General features: G+C 69.0%; 13 protein-coding genes. 8 read left to right on the forward strand and 5 right to left on the reverse strand.

From position 1 onward, the window contains the following. Positions 1-155: 155 nt before the first annotated feature. The 3 genes from arfB (at position 156) to MKK63_RS19145 (ending at position 1,516) form a co-directional block, all read left to right on the forward strand. Complete coding sequence (arfB, locus tag MKK63_RS19135) at positions 156-587, forward strand: alternative ribosome rescue aminoacyl-tRNA hydrolase ArfB (RefSeq protein ID WP_244004554.1); 432 nt, start codon at positions 156-158, stop codon at positions 585-587. A 108-nt stretch (positions 588-695) separates the two neighbouring features. Next, positions 696-1,067, forward strand: coding sequence for a MerR family transcriptional regulator (locus MKK63_RS19140; RefSeq protein ID WP_244004556.1), 372 nt, complete (start codon positions 696-698; stop codon positions 1,065-1,067). After that, entirely contained in the window at positions 1,064-1,516 is a 453-nt protein-coding gene (locus MKK63_RS19145) for a carboxymuconolactone decarboxylase family protein (RefSeq protein ID WP_244004558.1), read from the forward strand. The genes MKK63_RS19140 and MKK63_RS19145 overlap by 4 nt, the downstream gene beginning before the upstream one ends. A 455-nt stretch (positions 1,517-1,971) precedes the next feature. Here the strand turns inward: MKK63_RS19145 and MKK63_RS19150 are convergent, their stop codons facing one another. Then, positions 1,972-2,766, reverse strand: a complete 795-nt coding sequence (locus tag MKK63_RS19150) for a YoaK family protein (RefSeq protein ID WP_244004560.1) — start codon at positions 2,764-2,766, stop codon at positions 1,972-1,974. Between the two features lie 68 nt (positions 2,767-2,834). After that, on the reverse strand, positions 2,835-3,782 hold the full coding sequence (locus tag MKK63_RS19155) for a class I SAM-dependent DNA methyltransferase (RefSeq protein ID WP_244004562.1): 948 nt from the start codon (positions 3,780-3,782) through the stop codon (positions 2,835-2,837). A gap of 68 nt (positions 3,783-3,850) precedes the next feature. On the opposite strand from MKK63_RS19155, the gene MKK63_RS19160 reads away from it, so the two are divergent. From MKK63_RS19160 to MKK63_RS19175, 4 genes are all read left to right on the forward strand, one after another. Beyond that, entirely contained in the window at positions 3,851-4,909 is a 1,059-nt protein-coding gene (locus MKK63_RS19160; protein WP_244004564.1) for a ligase-associated DNA damage response exonuclease, read from the forward strand. Beyond that, positions 4,906-6,792, forward strand: coding sequence for a cisplatin damage response ATP-dependent DNA ligase (locus MKK63_RS19165; RefSeq protein WP_244004566.1), 1,887 nt, complete (start codon positions 4,906-4,908; stop codon positions 6,790-6,792). Before MKK63_RS19160 ends, MKK63_RS19165 begins: the two co-directional genes overlap by 4 nt. Then, positions 6,789-7,268 carry a secondary thiamine-phosphate synthase enzyme YjbQ gene (locus MKK63_RS19170; protein ID WP_244004568.1) on the forward strand — a complete coding sequence of 160 codons (480 nt, stop codon included), beginning with the start codon at positions 6,789-6,791 and terminating at the stop codon, positions 7,266-7,268. Before MKK63_RS19165 ends, MKK63_RS19170 begins: the two co-directional genes overlap by 4 nt. 121 nt (positions 7,269-7,389) lie before the next feature. Next, positions 7,390-8,181 (forward strand): flagellar hook basal-body protein, encoded by a 792-nt coding sequence (locus MKK63_RS19175; RefSeq protein ID WP_243921670.1) that lies wholly within the window; start codon positions 7,390-7,392, stop codon positions 8,179-8,181. Positions 8,182-8,343: 162 nt separating this feature from the next. On the opposite strand, the gene MKK63_RS19180 is transcribed toward MKK63_RS19175, so the two are convergent. The 3 genes from MKK63_RS19180 to MKK63_RS19190 form a co-directional block, all read right to left on the reverse strand. Continuing rightward, a complete protein-coding gene (locus MKK63_RS19180) occupies positions 8,344-9,879 on the reverse strand; it encodes an efflux transporter outer membrane subunit (protein WP_313901780.1) in 1,536 nt (511 codons plus the stop codon). 134 nt (positions 9,880-10,013) lie between these two features. Further along, positions 10,014-13,163: an efflux RND transporter permease subunit gene (locus tag MKK63_RS19185; protein ID WP_244004570.1), complete on the reverse strand. Its 3,150-nt coding sequence runs from the start codon at positions 13,161-13,163 to the stop codon at positions 10,014-10,016. Positions 13,164-13,179: 16 nt separating this feature from the next. Further along, positions 13,180-14,505, reverse strand: coding sequence for an efflux RND transporter periplasmic adaptor subunit (locus MKK63_RS19190; protein WP_244004572.1), 1,326 nt, complete (start codon positions 14,503-14,505; stop codon positions 13,180-13,182). Between the two features lie 293 nt (positions 14,506-14,798). On the opposite strand from MKK63_RS19190, the gene MKK63_RS19195 reads away from it, so the two are divergent. Continuing rightward, positions 14,799-15,812 (forward strand): CobW family GTP-binding protein, encoded by a 1,014-nt coding sequence (locus MKK63_RS19195; RefSeq protein WP_244004574.1) that lies wholly within the window; start codon positions 14,799-14,801, stop codon positions 15,810-15,812. The last annotated feature ends 370 nt before the right edge of the window (positions 15,813-16,182 follow it).

Below are 16,182 nucleotides of genomic sequence, written 5' to 3' on the forward strand. Positions count from 1 at the left end.
GCCGACACCGTTGTGGATGGCCATCCGGGGCTCACGAAAGACGATATGGCGATCCTGGGCCTCGTTCGCAGCCCCGCGTGCAGCCCCGCATGCACCGGCGCGCGCGCCGATCTCGCGCCGCGCCGCGCAGGGGACGATCATGTCTGGAGGTCGCCATGTCCCTGCAGGTGACCCCGCGCATCGCCATCGCGGACGATGAGATCGAGATGTCGTTCCTGCGCGCCTCGGGGGCGGGCGGCCAGAACGTCAACAAGGTCGAGACGGCCGTGCAACTCCGCTGGCCGGTCCTCGCCTCGCCCTCCATCGACGACCGCGTGAAGGCGAACCTCGTGCGGCTCTCCGGGCGGCGGATGACCAAGGACGGCGTCCTCGTGCTCACCGGGCAGCGGCACCGGACGCAGGAGCGCAACCGGGCGGAGATCCTGCAGCGCCTCGTCGACCTCGTGGCGGAGGCCGCCAAGCCGCCGCCGCCGATCCGCCGCCCGACGAAGCCCACAAAGGGCTCCAAGGAGCGGCGCATCGGGGCGAAGAAGAACCGCGCCACGATCAAGCAGGGGCGGGGCAACGTCCGGGATTCCGAGGGCTGACGAAGCCTTCGGGCGTTGTCACGGCCCTGCTCAGCCCCTGCGGATGGCGCTATTGACCTGGAGTGCGCTCCAGGACGTACACCGCCTCGGCGCAGCGATTCTTGCCCGATGAAGATCAGCGACTTTTCCATCCGCAGCGGCCTCAGCATCGATACCCTCCGCTATTACGAGCGGATCGGATTGCTGCCGCGCACCGCCCGCGACGGCGGCGGACGGCGCAGCTACGGGGCGGATGACCTCGCCTGGGCGCGCTTCCTGGGCAAGCTCCAGGCCATGGACATGCCGATTCGCGAGCGGCTCGCCTACAGCCGCCTGCGATCGGAGGGGGACGCCACCCTCGGTGCGCGGCGCGCCATGCTGGAGGCGCACCGGGCGGCGCTCGTCGCCCGCCAGGACGAGCTTCACGGGCTGATCGCGGCGCTCGACGGGAAGATTACACACTACCGCGACCGCGCAACCCAGAGTGGAGACAGCCAATGACGCTCAATCGACGCACCGTGATGGCCGGCGCGGCGGCGCTTCCGCTGGCCGAGGGATCGGGACCTGCTGACGGATCGGAAGCCCAGGATCGCTACCGGCGCGGTCTGGACCAGCTCACGGCCATCAGCGGGCCGCAGGGCGCCGCGGTGATCGAGAGCCTCAACGACATCGCGCCCGATCTCGGCCGCTACATCGTCGAGTTCGCCTACGGCGACGTGTTCGCGCGTCCGGGCCTGGACCTGAAGACGCGGGAACTCGCTACGGTCGCGGCCCTGACCGCCATGGGCAATGCCGCGCCGCAGCTGAAGGTCCATATGCGGGCGGCGCTGCGGGTCGGGGCCTCGCGCCAGGAGATCGTCGAGACGGTGATGCAGATGATCCCCTATGCCGGCTTCCCGGCCGCGCTCAATGCAATCGGCATCGCGCGGGATGCCTTCGCCACCGAATGAGCGATGGCGGTACCGGTCGAAGGGCGCTGACCCAACCCTTTTGAAGTGGTTGGGCGGGATGCAAGGAACACGATCCGTGGCTCTAACGTGTTGAAAAAGCATCGCGTTTCCCCTCCCCCTTGCGGGGCGGGGTCAGGGGTGGGGGTGGTTCAGGATCGAGCGCGACGGTGCCTTCTGCACCACCCCCACCTCCAACTCCTCCCCGCAAGGGCGACGGGCTACACAGGTTTGAGGCATGCGGCTCATGACGGAGCGCGACCGGCCCCCTCTCCCGCACGGGAGAGGGGGCCCCTGCCTCAACCTGTCGATGAACGCGCCCGGCGAGACCGCAAACTTGTGTAGCCCGTCGCCGCAAGGGGGAGGAGAGCGCGCTTGGCGGTATCCCAATCCCTCCACAAACACCTTGAAGGGCTGGGCGCTGACCCTCGGCGTTCCACGCCCTTCGATCTCATGCCTCAGTGGATCGCGTCGATCACCTCGGCCTTCGGGCTCGCGTCGGGCGCCGGGGATGAGCCCGCCACCAGGGTGCTGCCCGGCTTGGCGATCGTCAGCACGATCGCGATCAGCGCCAGCACGGCCGCCAGAGCCGCCGGGAACAGGAAGGCCGACTCGCCGTAGCGGATGTCGAGCAACCCGCCGATCACCGCGCCGGTGCTGAGACCGGCCCAGAGCGGCGCCTGGATCCAGAATGAGGGCGCCACCGTCCCGAGCAGCAGGTTGGCGCAGCCGGTGCCGAAGCGCACCACCGCGCCGGTGACGTAGGTCAGCGCAATGGAGCGGCCGCCTTCGTCCTGGAGCGTCGCGTTCTGGAGCCCCAGGGCCAGCACGATCGGGTAGGCGTGCAGCGGATACGCGAAGGTGCCCCAGGGCATCAGCAATCCGCCGGCCAGCAGCAGCACCTGGATGGTCAGCAGCACGGCCAAGCGCCAGCGTCCGACCCAGGCGGCGATCAGCGTCCCCAGGAAGGCGCCGAAGCAGAAGATGCAGATCGTGCTGGCGACCCGGGTGACGTTCTCCCAGTCGGCATTGGCCACCGCCACGCCGAAGCGCGTGGTGTTGCCCGACATGAACGACATGAAGAGCTGTGAGAATTCCAGGAAGCCGATCGAATCGGCGCAGCCCGCCAGCATCGCCAGCGCGATGGCGAAGGGGATGCGGGTCCGCGGATCGGCCGGGAAGGACTTATCAGCCGGCGGCTCGGGCTTTTGCTCCGGCACGCCGATACCCGTCCGATGCCCGTAATCCGCCATGCTGATCCCCCGATGCAGCGGCCGCACCTATCGCGACCGACTGACAATGGACGAACAGCGGAGCGGTTTCATGCCGCGGTGCGGCGTAACACAACGACGCGGCCCGGCACCGGCAGTCCGGCCTCCCGCCGGACATCGGCCGAACGCTGCGTGAGGACTTCGAGGCCGGTCGTGGCAGCGGCCTCGGCGATATGGCCATCGGCATGGGCGTAGCGCTCATCGGCGCCCAGGACGGCACCGGACCCGTCATGGGACTGCACCGTGAAGGCGGCCAACCCGCCCGGACGCAGCACGTGGCCGATCCCCGCCAGAACGGATCCGAGATCGGCCACGTAGATCAGCACGTCGGCGGCGAGGCAGAGGTCGGCGGAGGCGTGCGGCTCTTCCGCCAGGAACGCACCAAGCTCGCCCTCGGCAAGGCGGTCGTAGAGCGGCCGGCCCTGCCATGTCTTGGCCCGCGCCAGGGCCAGCATGCCCGGGGAAAGATCGACGCCCGCGAGGTGCCCGACCCGCTCGCGGATCGCCGCGCCCATCAGGCCGGTGCCGCAGCCCAGATCGAGGGCAGCCGCGAAACGCTCGGGCACGCGGGGAAGGGCGTCGTTGACCAGCCCCGGGCCGATATAGGCGAGACCCTCGACCAGATGCCGCTCGAAGCGCGGCGCGTAGCCGTCGAACAGGGCGCGCACATAGGCGGGCGAGAGCGCCGGCAGGCCGTCCCCGACGCCCAGGCGGCTGAGCTGCGCCCGCACGCCGAGCGTGTCGTCCGGGTCGATATCGAGGGCGCAGGCATAGGCCCGGACCGCCGCGTCCTGCAGCGCCGGATCGCCCCGCGTCACTGCCAGCCCCTCCCGCGCGCGGCCGAGCAGCAGCCAGGCCGGGGCGTAGCGCGGCGCGATCTCCAGAACCTGCTCGGCGAGATCCGCGGCGGCTTCATGGTCTCCCTCTTCCAGGCAGGCCTCCGCGTAGCGATAGCGGCGGTCGGCGAGGAGATCGCCGGAACTGTGCTGCGTGGCCATGCGTCTGCCGGTTCGGGGGCGCCACTATACCGGGGCCACCGGCGAACTCCACCGGCGACACGGATCCGATGCCGATACGCGCCAGCGATCTCCTGACCCTGACCCGCGAGGGCCTCTACTGCCCGCTCGGCGGTTTCCACGTCGATCCGACTTGGCCGGTGGAGCGCGCGCTGATCACGCACGGCCATGCCGATCACGCCCGCTCCGGCCACCGCCACGTCCTGGCGACGCCCGAGACCCTACGGATCATGGCGGTGCGTTACGGCGCGGATTTTTGCGAACATCGGCAGGAGGCGCCCCTCGGTGAGCCGATCCGCATCGGCGAGGTCACGGTGCGCTTCGCCCCCGCGGGCCACGTCCTCGGATCGGCGCAGATCGCGATCGAGCGGGAGGGCGCGCGGGTGGTGGTCTCCGGCGACTACAAGCGGGCGCCGGACCCGACCTGCCTGCCCTTCGAGGTGGTGCCCTGCGACGTGTTCATCACCGAGGCGACCTTCGGCCTGCCGGTCTTCACCCATCCCGATACGCGCGGCGAGGTCCGCAAGCTGCTGGACTCGGTGCAGTTGTTCCCGGAGCGAGCCCACATCGTCGGTGCCTACGCGCTGGGCAAGGCGCAGCGGGTGATGGCACTGCTGCGCGAGGAGGGCTGGGACCGGCCGATCCACCTGCATGGGGCGATGGAGAAGCTGACCGCCCTCTACAAGGAGGAAGGCGTGCCGCTCGGCGAGACGCCGAAGGTGGTGGCCGCCGAGCGCAAGGACCTCCACGGGGCGATCGTGATCTGCCCGCCCTCGTCGATCCAGGATCTCTGGTCGCGCAAGTTCCCCGACCCGGTCACCTGCTTCGCCTCGGGCTGGATGCGGGTGCGCGCCCGCGCCCGCCAAAAGGGCGTGGAACTGCCGATGGTGATCTCCGACCATTCCGACTGGCCGGACCTGTGCCGCACCATCCGCGACACCGGTGCCGAGGAGGTCTGGGTGACGCACGGTCAGGAGGATGCACTGGTTCACTGGTGCGGGACGCAAGGCATCCGGGCGAAGCCTCTGCATCTGCTGGGCTATGGCGATGACGGCGAGGCCGAGCCAGCGTCCACCGAGCCTGGCCCCGAGACGGAGGCGCTCGCGTGAACGAGTTCGCCCATCTCCTCGACCGCCTCGCCTACGAGCCCCGCCGCAACGCCAAGCTGCGGATGCTCCAGGACTATTTCGCCCGCACGCCCGACCCGGAACGTGGCTACGCCCTCGGCGCCATGACCGGCACGCTGAGCTTTCGCGAGGCCAAGCCGGCGCTGATCCGGGGACTGGTGGAGGAGCGCATCGACCCGGTGCTGTTCCGGCTCTCGCACAATTACGTGGGCGATCTCGCGGAGACGACGGCGCTGATCTGGCCCACCACGCCCCTCCCTCCCCCCTCTGCGGGGGAGGGTACCCTGCGCAGCAGGGGGGGAGAGGGGAACGCCGGTGCAGATCGGGGCGCCGGCCTTCATGAAGGTCACGCTACATCCGGAAGCGTCGCTCCCCTCTCCCGGCCCCTGCTGACGCAGGGACCACCCTCCCCCGCAGAGGGGGGAGGGGATGCGCGGGTGGGAATCGGCCATAATAACCCGCCCCCGCACGTCCCGACCCTGGCCGAAGTCGTAAAAACCCTCGCGACCATTCCCAAGCGCGAACTCCCCCGCCACCTCGCCGACTGGCTCGACGCCCTCGACGAGACCGGGCGCTGGGCGCTCCTGAAGCTCGTCACCGGCAATCTCCGGGTCGGCGTCTCGGCGCGGCTCGCCAAGACGGCGGTCGGCGCGTTGGGCGGCCACGATGCCGATGCGGTCGAGGAGGTCTGGCATGGGCTGACGCCCCCGTTCGAGACCCTGTTCGCCTGGGTCGAGGGCCGGGCCGCGCGGCCCGAGACCCTGAACCCGGCGCCGTTCCGACCGCCGATGCTGTCCCACCCGATCGAGGAGGAGACCGACCTCGACAAGCTGGAGCCGGAGGCGTTCTCGGCCGAGTGGAAGTGGGACGGCATCCGCGTCCAGCTCGTCGGCGGTCGCGACCGGGCGGGGGAGCAGGTCGGAAAGGTGTATTCCCGCACCGGCGAGGACATCACCGGGGCGTTTCCCGATCTCGCCGAGGCGATCACCTTCACGGGCACGCTCGACGGCGAATTGCTGATCCTGCGCGAACGCCGGGTGCAGAGCTTCAACGTGCTGCAGCAGCGCCTGAACCGGAAGGCGGTGACGGCCAAGCTCTTGGAAGAATTCCCCGCCCATGTGCGGGCCTACGATCTGCTGACGCTGGATGGTGACGACCTGCGGGCCGATCCGTTCGTCGAGCGGCGGGCGAAGCTGGAGGCCCTGGTCACGTGCCTCGACCATGCGCGCGTCGACATCTCGCCGCTGGTGCCCTTCGCCGATTGGGAGGCGCTCGCTGCCGCCCGGGCCGATCCGGCCTCGGTGGGGGCGGGCGACGATGCCGATGCCATCGAGGGCATCATGCTCAAGCGCCGCACCAGCCCCTACCTGCCGGGCCGCCCGAAGGGACCGTGGTGGAAGTGGAAGCGCGAGCCGCACGTGGTCGATGCCGTGATGATGTACGCCCAGCGCGGCCACGGGAAGCGCTCGTCCTTCTATTCGGACTACACGTTCGGGGTCTGGCGGGAGGCACCCGAGGGTGGCGACGAGCTGGTGCCGGTGGGCAAGGCCTATCACGGCTTCACCGACGCGGAACTGGCCAAGCTCGATCGCTACGTCCGCAACAACACGACCAAGCGCTTCGGCCCGGTGCGCGAGGTTGCGCACGGGCAGGAGGCCGGGCTGGTGCTGGAAATCGCCTTCGAGGGCGTGCAACGCTCGACCCGGCACAAATCCGGGGTGGCGATGCGCTTCCCCCGGGTCAGCCGGATCCGTTGGGACAAGCCCCCCGCGGAGGCCGACCGGATCGACATGCTGGAGCGCATCCTCGCCCGGGGCGAGCGCGAGATCGCGCCCGGGGCGGCTTTGCTGGAGACGAACGCATGAGACAGGGCAGGGGGCCGGGCCAGATCGGTCCGGTGGAAACGCTGGCCTCGGGTGCGGTGGAGCGCCACGCCAGCGGGCGGCTCACCATCGCGACCGCCGGACAGGGATTTACGGATTTCACCGCCGCGGTGGCCGCGTTCGTGCATGGCAGCGGGATCCGGGACGGGCTGGTGACGGTCTTTTGCCGGCACACCTCGGCCTCGCTCACCATCCAGGAGAACGCCGACCCCGACGTGCAGACCGACCTGATGACCGCCCTCGACGGCCTTGCCCCCCGTCATGCCGGCTACGTCCACGGCGCCGAGGGGCCGGACGACATGCCGGCCCATATCCGCACGCTGGTCACCGATTCGGCCCTGAGCATCCCTTTGGTCGACGGCCGGCTGGCGCTGGGCACGTGGCAGGGGATCTATCTGATCGAGCACCGCGACCGGCCGCACCGGCGGGAGATCGTGCTCAGCGTCATCGGCGCGTGATCGGGCCGACCCGCGGCGGCCGGCAACACACCGCCGGTTAACCATGCTGGGCGCTTATGGTGCCGGTCGGATGGCGTGTTGCCGCTCCGATACCTTGCCGCTCCGACGCACGGAGACCCCGATGAGCCTCTACGCCGCGCTCGCGAACTCGATTTCCGGCGCCTCGGCCCAGTCGCTGGCGCTCAACAACATCTCGGGCAACATCGCCAACACGCAGACGGCGGGGTTCAAGACCACCGAGACGCACTTCGCCGACATGCTGGCTCAGACGCAGCGCGGCCCGCAGCAGTCGGGCGGCGTGGCCAGCAGCACGCGCGATACGCTGGGTATCCAGGGCACGATGCAATCCACCGGGGTCTCGACCAACCTCGGCATCTCGGGCAACGGCTACTTCATCGTCCGGGCCAACACCGGCACCGATGAGAGCCCGACCTTCACCGGCCAGACCGCCTACACGCGGCGCGGCGACTTCGCCCCGGATGCCAACGGCTACCTCACCAACGGCGCCGGCTACTACCTGTTCGCGGGTCCTTCGGCGACGGCGCCGGTCACGGTGCCGACCGGCGCCAACACCCTGGCGGACTTGTCGGTCTCCTCCGCGGGCGCCATCACCGGCACCGCCGCGGATGGCAGCACCGTGCCGCTCGGCTCCCTGACGCTGGCGCAGTTCGGCACCCAGGAGAACCTGACCTCCCTCGACGGTGGCGCCTACGTGGCCAACGGCCAGTCCGAGACGCCGAGCTACGGCCTCAACGGCGCGACCCTGAAGGCCGGCGCGATCGAGCAGTCCAATGCCGGCATCGCGGACCAGTTCTCGAAGATGATCGAGACGCAGCAGGCCTACACGGCCAACACCAAGGTCATGAGCACCGCCGACCAGATGCTGCAGGACGCCATCGCGATGTACGCCTGAGGGCCTGTCTGAGGCAGGTTCGGGGTTCCCAAAGGGCGTGCCCTTTGGCGGGTTCTGAGGCAAAATCCCGAAATATCTGGCCCTGAGACGAGGACCAGGGCTCCGCCCTGGGACCGCGAAGGATCGCGACCTTTCGAAACCGCGAGTTGATCCGTCCGCGCGTCAGAGGATCTTGAGCGGATCCGTCTCGGGTGGCGGCGGCGCGACATCCACGCGGTTCCACCAGCCGCCGCCGAGCGCCACGAACAGGGCCGCCGTGTCGGCGTATTGCGTCGCCCGCGCACCCGCCGAGGTGACAAGCGCCGAGAGATAGCCCTGCTGGGCGATCAGCACCTGCGAGGAGGTGACGGCGCCTGCCGTGTACTGCTTGCGGATCAGCCCGAGGCTCTGGTTGGTGGCGCTCACCGCGGCATCCGCGGCCGCCACCGCCCTCGCGTCGGCCTGGAGGGCCCGCAGGGCGTCGGCGACGTTCTGGAAGGCGGTGATCACCGTCGCCTTGTACTGCGCCTGTGCCTGCGTCAGCGTCTCCTCCGCCGCCCGCTGGCGGCGGAACAGGGTGCCGGCATCGAAGATCGGCGCGGTCGCCTGCCCGATGATCGTGAAGAAGGCCGCGCCCGGGTTGGTCACCTGCGCGATCCGCGTGGCGCTCGATCCGCCGGTCGCCGTCAGGTTGAACTGCGGCAGGCGGTTGGCCACGGCGACGCCGACACTGGCGCTCGCCTGCTGGACCAGCGCCTCGGCGGCCTTCACGTCCGGCCGCTGCTGCACCAGCCGCGAGGGCAGGCTCACCGGCAGCTTGGTCGGCAGGCGCAGGGCTGAGAGTTCGAAGGTCTCGCTGACCTCGTCCGAGGGCAGGCGTCCGGCCAACGCGGTCAGCAGGTTGCGCTGCTGCGCCAGCGCCTTCTCCAGCGGCGGCAGGAGCTGCTGCGACAGGGCCAGCGCCGCCTGCTGCTGCACCACGTCGGCGCCGGCGATCTGACCGAGCGACAGCTGCTTGTTGTAGAGTTGAAGGATCTCGGTCTGCGCCTGGATCACCCGGCGGGTCGCCTCGATCTGTGCCCGGAGCGACGCCTCCTGGATCGCGGCGGCGACGACGTTGCCGGTGAGGCTGAGATAGGCCGCCTCCAGCTGGAAGCGCTGGTTCTCGGTGGTGGCCTCGAGCGATTCGATCTGGCGGCGGTTCCCGCCGAACACGTCCGGATTGTAGGCGACCACCGCCTGCGGGGTGGACAGGCTGTAGAGGTACTGGTTCACGTTGTTGAGTGGCGATTGCAGGTCGAGGCCAGGCGCCAGGAAGCCCTGGACCTGCGGGTTCGCGGTCAGGCTCGGATAGAGCGTGCCCTTCTGGGCCAGCACGTTCTGCTGGGCGATCCGAAGCGAGGCCTGGGCGGCCTCCAGCGTCGGGTTGTTGGCAAGCGCCTGCTCGACGACGCGGTTCAGCGCCTTCGAGTGGAACAGGGTCCACCACGAGCCGGGGATGTCGGCGCCGGAGACGAAGCTCTGATCGGCCGATCCACCCTGCCGGGTGCGGACGGCATCGGCGGCCGAGGGGTTCTTCAGCGGCTCCTTGGTGTAGCGGCTGACCACCGGGTCCTCCGGCGGCACGTAGTTCGGTCCGACCGCGCAGGCCGACAGGCACAGGGATGCGGCGAGCACCGCGACCGCCCGTCCGCACCGTTTCGGCGCACCCATCACCATTCCGCCCCCGGAAGCCTCGCTCCGGTAGAGCGGCGCCGCGCGCATCCAAGTCAATGCAGCTGTCTCCAGATGGCGCAAGCGGAGCGTCCGTTGTGGCGCGCCGGCAACGCGCCACGCACCCGTCGTCGAGGGGATCACGCGGCGGCCCGATGCTCGGTGCGCGCCAGCGCGTCCGGGTTCGGCTTGCGGCGGGAGAACAGGGAAATCAGCACCGGCACGACCACGAGGATCAGGTTCGGCGCCAGGATGATGCCGCCGACCACCACCAGCGCCAGGGGCTTCTGCACTTGGGAGCCGATGCCGGTGGACACCGCCGCCGGCAGCAGGCCGACGCAGGCGGCCACGCAGGTCATCATCACCGGGCGCATGCGCACCACGGCGGCGTGCCAGACCGCCTCCTGCTTCTTCCAGCCCTCGTCGAGGAGCTGGTTGTAATAGGCGAGCAGGATCACGCCCTCCATGGTCGAGATGCCGAACAGGGCGATGAATCCGATCGCCGCCGAGATCGAGAACGGCGTGCCTGTCACCGACAGGGCGAAGATGCCGCCGATCATCGCCATCGGGATCACCGACAGGGTCAGCAGCATGTCGGCCACCGACGAGAAGTTGATGTAGAGGAGCAGGGCGATCAGCAGCAGCGTGATCGGTACCACGAGGCTCAGCCGGGTCGCCGCCTCCTGCAGGTTGGTGAACTGCCCGACCCATTCCAGCCGGTAGCCCGGCGGCAGGTCCACCGCCTCCGCGACCTTGCGCTGCGCCTCGATCACCGCGCTGCCGAGATCGCGCCCGCGCACCGAGAACTTCACCGGGATGTAGCGCTCCTGGTCCTCGCGGTAGATGAACGAGGCGCCCGAGACGAGGTCCACGTCGGCGATCTCGGAGAGCGGCACCTGGATCACGCCGCCGTTCGGGTTCTGGGCGCCGACCGCGATGTTGCGGATGCCGGCCAGCGACGAGCGGTATTCCTTGGCGAGCCGCACCCGCATGGGGAAATGCCGGTCCGAGCCGTATTCGTAGAGGTCGCCCGCGGTCTGTCCGCCGATCGCCGCCTGGATCGTGGTGTTCACGTCGCCGATCGACAGGCCGTAGCGGGCCGCCTTGTGGCGGTCGACATCGATCCGCACGGTCGGCTGGCCCAGCGACTCGAACACCGACAGGTCGGTGACGCCCTGCACGGTGGCCAGCGCCGCCTTCACGGCATTGGCGGTCTTGGTCAGCTGCGCGAGGTCGCTGCCGTAGATCTTGACCGAGTTCTCGCCCTTCACGCCCGAGGCCGCTTCCTGGACGTTGTCCTCGATATACTGGGAGAAGTTGAACTCGATGCCGGGGAACTCGGATTCGAGCTGCTTGCTCAGGGTGGAGATCAGCGTCTCCTTGTCGAGGCCCTTGCGCCACTGGTCGATCGGCTTGAGCGGGGCCAGGATCTCGACGTTGAAGAAGCCGGTGGCGTCGGTGCCGTCGCTCGGCCGGCCCTGGTGGGACAGCACGGTGACGACCTCCGGCACCTCCTGGAAGATCTTGCGCATGCGCTGGACGTAGGCGTTGCCGGCCTCCAGAGAGATCGAGGATGGCATGGTGCCGCGCACGTAGAGGTTGCCCTCCTCGAGCCGCGGCAGGAATTCGAGGCCGAGATTGCGTGCGGCCAGCCCCGAGACGAGCAGCACCGCCAGCATCACGCCGATCGCCAGGACCCGGTTCTTCAGGCCGAAGCGCAAGGCCGCCTCGTGCCCGACCCGCAGCGCCCGCACGATCAGGGTGTCGCGCTCCTCCAGCTTCTTGGGCAGCATCAGGGCCGACAGCGCGGGCGAGACCGTGAAGGTGGCGAGCAACCCGCCGATCAGGGCGTACGCGTAGGTCTTGGCCATCGGGCCGAAGATGTGGCCCTCGACGCCGGTCATCGTGAACAGCGGCAGGAAGCCGACGATGATGATGGTCGCCGAGAAGAAGATCGCCCGGTTCACCTCGCGTCCGGCCACCGCGATGGTGCCGAGCCGACCGGTCAGGCCGTCAGGCGGCGCCTCGCCCTTCACGTGGTCCGGCTCGGCGATGTGGCGGAAAACGTTCTCGACCATGATCACCGTCGCGTCGACGATCAGGCCGAAATCGATCGCGCCGAGCGAGAGCAGGTTCGCCGAATCGCCGCGCACGACGAGGATCAGGATCGCGAAACCCAGCGCGAACGGGATCGTGGCCGCCACGATGATCGCGCTGGTGAGCGAGCCGAGGAACAGCCACTGCACCACGAAGACCAGCACCACGCCGAACACGAGGTTGTGCATTACCGTGTGGGTGGTGGTGTGGATCAGCCCCGAGCGGTCGTAGATCCGCTCGATCTTCACGTCGGGCGGCAGGATCGAGGAGCCGTTGATCTTGTCGATCTCGGCCTCGACGCGCTCCAGGGTCGGCAGGCTCTTGCCGCCGCGGCTCATGAGGACGATGCCCTCGACCACGTCGGCCTGATCGTCGTGGCCGACGATGCCGAGCCGCGGCGCGTTCGACACGCGCACCTCCGCCACGTCGCGCACCAGCACCGGCGTGCCGTTGACGAGGCTGATCATCGTGTCCTTGATGTCGTCCATGTCGCGGATCAGGCCGATGCCGCGCACCACCGCGGATTGCTGCCCGACGTTGAGCGTCTGCCCGCCGACGTTGATCGAGGCGTTGTTGAGCGCGGTGGTCAGCTGGACCAGGGTCAGCCCTTGCGCCTGGAGGCGGTTCAGATCGACCGCGATCTCGTATTCCTTGGCCTTGCCGCCGAAGGCGGTGACGTCGACCACCCCGGGGATCGCCTTGAACCGGCGCTGAAGCACCCAGTCCTGCAGGGTCTTCATGTCCATGGGCGAGTAGCCCGCCGGGCCGACGAGCTTATAGCGCATGATCTCGCCCACGGGGCTCGTCGGCGAGATCTGTGGCGTGGCGCCGTTCGGCAGGGTCGGCGCCTGCGACAGGCGGTTGAGCACCCGCTGCAGCGCCTCCTCGTACGTGTACTCGTAGTTGAACTGCACCTTCACGTCGGACAGGCCGAACAGCGAGATGGTGCGCACCACCTGGGCGTTCGGGATGCCGGCGAGCGCCACCTCGAGCGGAATCGTGATGTAGCGCTCGATCTCGTCGGCGGACTGGCCCGGGTTCTGGGTGATCACGTCGACCAGCGGTGGCACCGGGTCGGGATAGGCTTCGATGTTGAGCTGGGTGTAGGCACCGTAGCCGATGCCGAGCATCACCACGAAGAGCAGCACCACCAGCACCCGCTGGCGGAGCGAGAAGGCGATCAGGGCGTTCATCGGACCGGATCCTCGCTCAGGACGCCTTGTCGCCGGTAGCGGCCCGGTCGATGAACAGGGCGCCGCGGGTCACGACCTGCTCGCCCGCCTTCAACCCGTCGACAACCTGGGCGCTGTCGCCGTTGATCAGCCCGAGCTTGATGTCGCGCGCCTCGACCGCCCCGTCGGGCCGCGCCACCCAGACATGGGTGCGGTCGCCCTCGTACACGATCGCCGCCACCGGGATGCTCGGGCTCGGCTCGCCCTTGCCGGTGATGATCGTGAAGGTGGCGAACATCTCCGGTCGCAGCACCCGGTCCGGATTGTCGACCTCGCTGCGCACGGCGAGCCGGCGCGTCGCCGGGTCGAGGCTGGAGGCCATGTAGTTCACCCGGGCCTTGAACACCCGCGTGCCGAAGCCCGCGACCTTGGCCTCGACCTCCTGGCCGATACGGATCTTCGGGATCTCGCTCTCGCGCACGTTGGCCACGAGCCAGACCGTGGACAGGTCGCCGATCACGAAGACGGGGTCGCTCGACGCCGACAGGTACTGCCCGATGCCGACCTTCCGCTGGACGATCGTGCCGGGGATCGGCGCGCGGATCTGGGTCTCCGGGCTCATCGTGCCCTTCTTCTCGTAGGCGGCGATCTCGGCGTCGGTCTTGCCGAGCAGGCGCAGGCGGTTCTTCACCGCATCCAGCGCCGCCTCGGCGGTCTTCAGGTCGCTCTGGGCGGCGATCACGTCGTTCTGGGCGGACTGGTAGTCCTTGAGCGCCGTGGCTTTGGCCTGGAACAGCTCCTGCTGGCGCTGCGCGATGGTCTGGTCGAGCTTCAGCAGGGCCTGCTGCTTCCCGAGGTTGTTCAGTGCCGCCTGATAGTCGTTCTGCGCCTGGACCATGTCGGTGGCCTCCAGCGTCAGCAGCACGTCGCCGGCCTTCACGTCGTCGCCGGCGCGGACCAGCACCTTGGTCACCCGGCCCGCATAGGGCGAGACCACCGGCACGTTGTCGTCGTCGTTGAGCGCGATGCGGCCCTCGGCAGCCCCCTCCGGGCGGAACATCTGCGTGGCCACCGGCAGGATCTCGAAGGCGGCGCGCTGCTCCTTGGAGGGCCGGAACACCCGCTCCACCGGGCCCGCCTTCACGGCGTCGACGCCCGGATCGGGATTGCTGGCGCTGCCGAACAGGCCGGTCACCGAGCCGGCGAGATGTGAGGCCGTCTCGCGGGCGCGGTCCGGGAACGCGAAGGCCAGGCCGCCGAGGGCCGCCAGCAGCACGACGACGACGAGCGGGCCCGACAACCGGCGCCTGCGCGGCGGCGCCAGAATCGCCTCGTCCTGTTCCAGCGGGTTTCGGGCGTCCATGGATGTGTTCTTCTGCGTCCGGACAAAGAGACCCGGCTGACTCGAGCGGAAAGGATTCGCGTGGAACGCCGCCCCTATCAATGCGATCGCTGGTGCTTTTCTGTGGCGGATCGTGCGGGTGTTCCCCGGCGACCCCGCGTGCCTAGAGCAAAGCTTGTCCGACGTGCAATCGATGGGCGGCCCCGGTCGCGAAACCGTGTGGCGCCGTCTTCCTTTGACGGGATTTGTTACAATATGACAACGGTCGTGGGCCGAGCCTTGCTCGATCCTCCTTCACACCCGAAGATTTCGCCATGACCGACACGACCCCCGCTCCCGCCCAAGCCGGCATCCAAGCTGGATCGACCTCCGGCAAGATCCCGGTCACCGTGCTCACCGGCTATCTCGGCGCGGGCAAGACCACGCTCCTCAATCGGATCCTCACCGAGAACCACGGCAAGCGCTACGCCGTGATCGTCAACGAGTTCGGCGAGATCGGCATCGACAACGACCTCGTGGTCGGCGCCGACGAGGAAGTGTTCGAGATGAACAACGGCTGCGTCTGCTGCACGGTGCGCGGCGACCTGATCCGGATCATGGACGGGCTGGTGAAGCGCCGGGGCAAGTTCGACGCGATCATCGTGGAGACCACCGGGCTGGCCGATCCGGCGCCTGTGGCCCAGACCTTCTTCGTCGATCAGGATGTCGGCGAGGCCGCCCGGCTCGACGCCGTGGTGACGGTGGCGGACGCCAAGTGGCTCACCGACCGTCTGAAGGACGCCCCCGAGGCCAAGAATCAGATCGCCTTCGCGGACGTGATCCTGCTCAACAAGAGCGACCTCGTCGCGCCCGCCGAGCTCGACCGGGTCGAGGCCGAGATCCGCCGTATCAATCCCCTGGCCAAGCTCCACCGGACGCAGAACTGCGCCGTCCCCCTCGACGCCGTGCTGGAGCGCAACGCCTTCGATCTCGACCGCATCCTCGAGGTGGAGCCCGACTTCCTGGAGGAGGGGCACCACCACCATCACGATTCGGACATCCGCTCGATCTCGGCGAAGATCGAGGGCGAGGTCGATCCGGAAAAATTCATGCCCTGGATCTCGAACCTGACGCAGGTTCAGGGGCCGGACATCCTGCGCTGCAAGGGCATCGTGGCCTTCCCGAACGAGCCCAAGCGCTTCGTCTTCCAGGGCGTGCACATGATCCTCGACGGGGACGTGCAGGGGGATTGGGCGCCGGACGAGAAGCGGGTCTCCCGGGTGGTGTTCATCGGGCGCAACCTCGATGAGGTGGCGATCCGGGAGGCGTTCGAGGCCTGCCGGGTGTGAGGGTCGCTTGAGGGTGTCCGCGCGCTGCCCTCCCCCCTCTGCGGGCTATGATGTTCACACATCTGCGCCGACGTTCTCTCCTCCCCTGGCGACCCCGGGCTTGCCCGGGGTCGCTCAAGCTTGCGGGGAGGAGTTGGAGGTGGGGGTGGTGTAGGAGGCACCGGAACGCTCGAACCCGAACCACCCCCACCCCTACCCCTCCCCACAAGGGGGAGGGAAAGCGCTTTCTCCTGACAGGTTTGGGTGGCGGGTAGAGAAGTTTGGATCCGTAAGCTCGGCGGGGGAGGGGGCGTCCAGCCGCTCCGAGACCTCATCTCCGCAGCCTCGGACACCTCGGTTTCGGCCCCGAAGCCGATTCTCAACGATTGAA

The organism is Methylobacterium sp. J-088, assembly GCF_022829295.1.
Taxonomy (GTDB): Bacteria; Pseudomonadota; Alphaproteobacteria; order Rhizobiales; family Beijerinckiaceae; genus Methylobacterium.

Excerpts from the sequence above, each read along its gene's own strand:
- arfB (WP_244004554.1), top strand. The coding sequence starts at position 156 with ATGTCCCTGCAGGTGACCCCGCGCATCGCCATCGCGGACGATGAGATC.
- MKK63_RS19140 (WP_244004556.1), top strand. The coding sequence starts at position 696 with ATGAAGATCAGCGACTTTTCCATCCGCAGCGGCCTCAGCATCGATACC.
- MKK63_RS19145 (WP_244004558.1), top strand. The coding sequence starts at position 1,064 with ATGACGCTCAATCGACGCACCGTGATGGCCGGCGCGGCGGCGCTTCCG.
- MKK63_RS19150 (WP_244004560.1), bottom strand. The coding sequence starts at position 2,766 with ATGGCGGATTACGGGCATCGGACGGGTATCGGCGTGCCGGAGCAAAAG.
- MKK63_RS19155 (WP_244004562.1), bottom strand. The coding sequence starts at position 3,782 with ATGGCCACGCAGCACAGTTCCGGCGATCTCCTCGCCGACCGCCGCTAT.
- MKK63_RS19160 (WP_244004564.1), top strand. The coding sequence starts at position 3,851 with ATGCCGATACGCGCCAGCGATCTCCTGACCCTGACCCGCGAGGGCCTC.
- MKK63_RS19170 (WP_244004568.1), top strand. The coding sequence starts at position 6,789 with ATGAGACAGGGCAGGGGGCCGGGCCAGATCGGTCCGGTGGAAACGCTG.
- MKK63_RS19175 (WP_243921670.1), top strand. The coding sequence starts at position 7,390 with ATGAGCCTCTACGCCGCGCTCGCGAACTCGATTTCCGGCGCCTCGGCC.
- MKK63_RS19180 (WP_313901780.1), bottom strand. The coding sequence starts at position 9,879 with ATGGTGATGGGTGCGCCGAAACGGTGCGGACGGGCGGTCGCGGTGCTC.
- MKK63_RS19185 (WP_244004570.1), bottom strand. The coding sequence starts at position 13,163 with ATGAACGCCCTGATCGCCTTCTCGCTCCGCCAGCGGGTGCTGGTGGTG.
- MKK63_RS19190 (WP_244004572.1), bottom strand. The coding sequence starts at position 14,505 with ATGGACGCCCGAAACCCGCTGGAACAGGACGAGGCGATTCTGGCGCCG.
- MKK63_RS19195 (WP_244004574.1), top strand. The coding sequence starts at position 14,799 with ATGACCGACACGACCCCCGCTCCCGCCCAAGCCGGCATCCAAGCTGGA.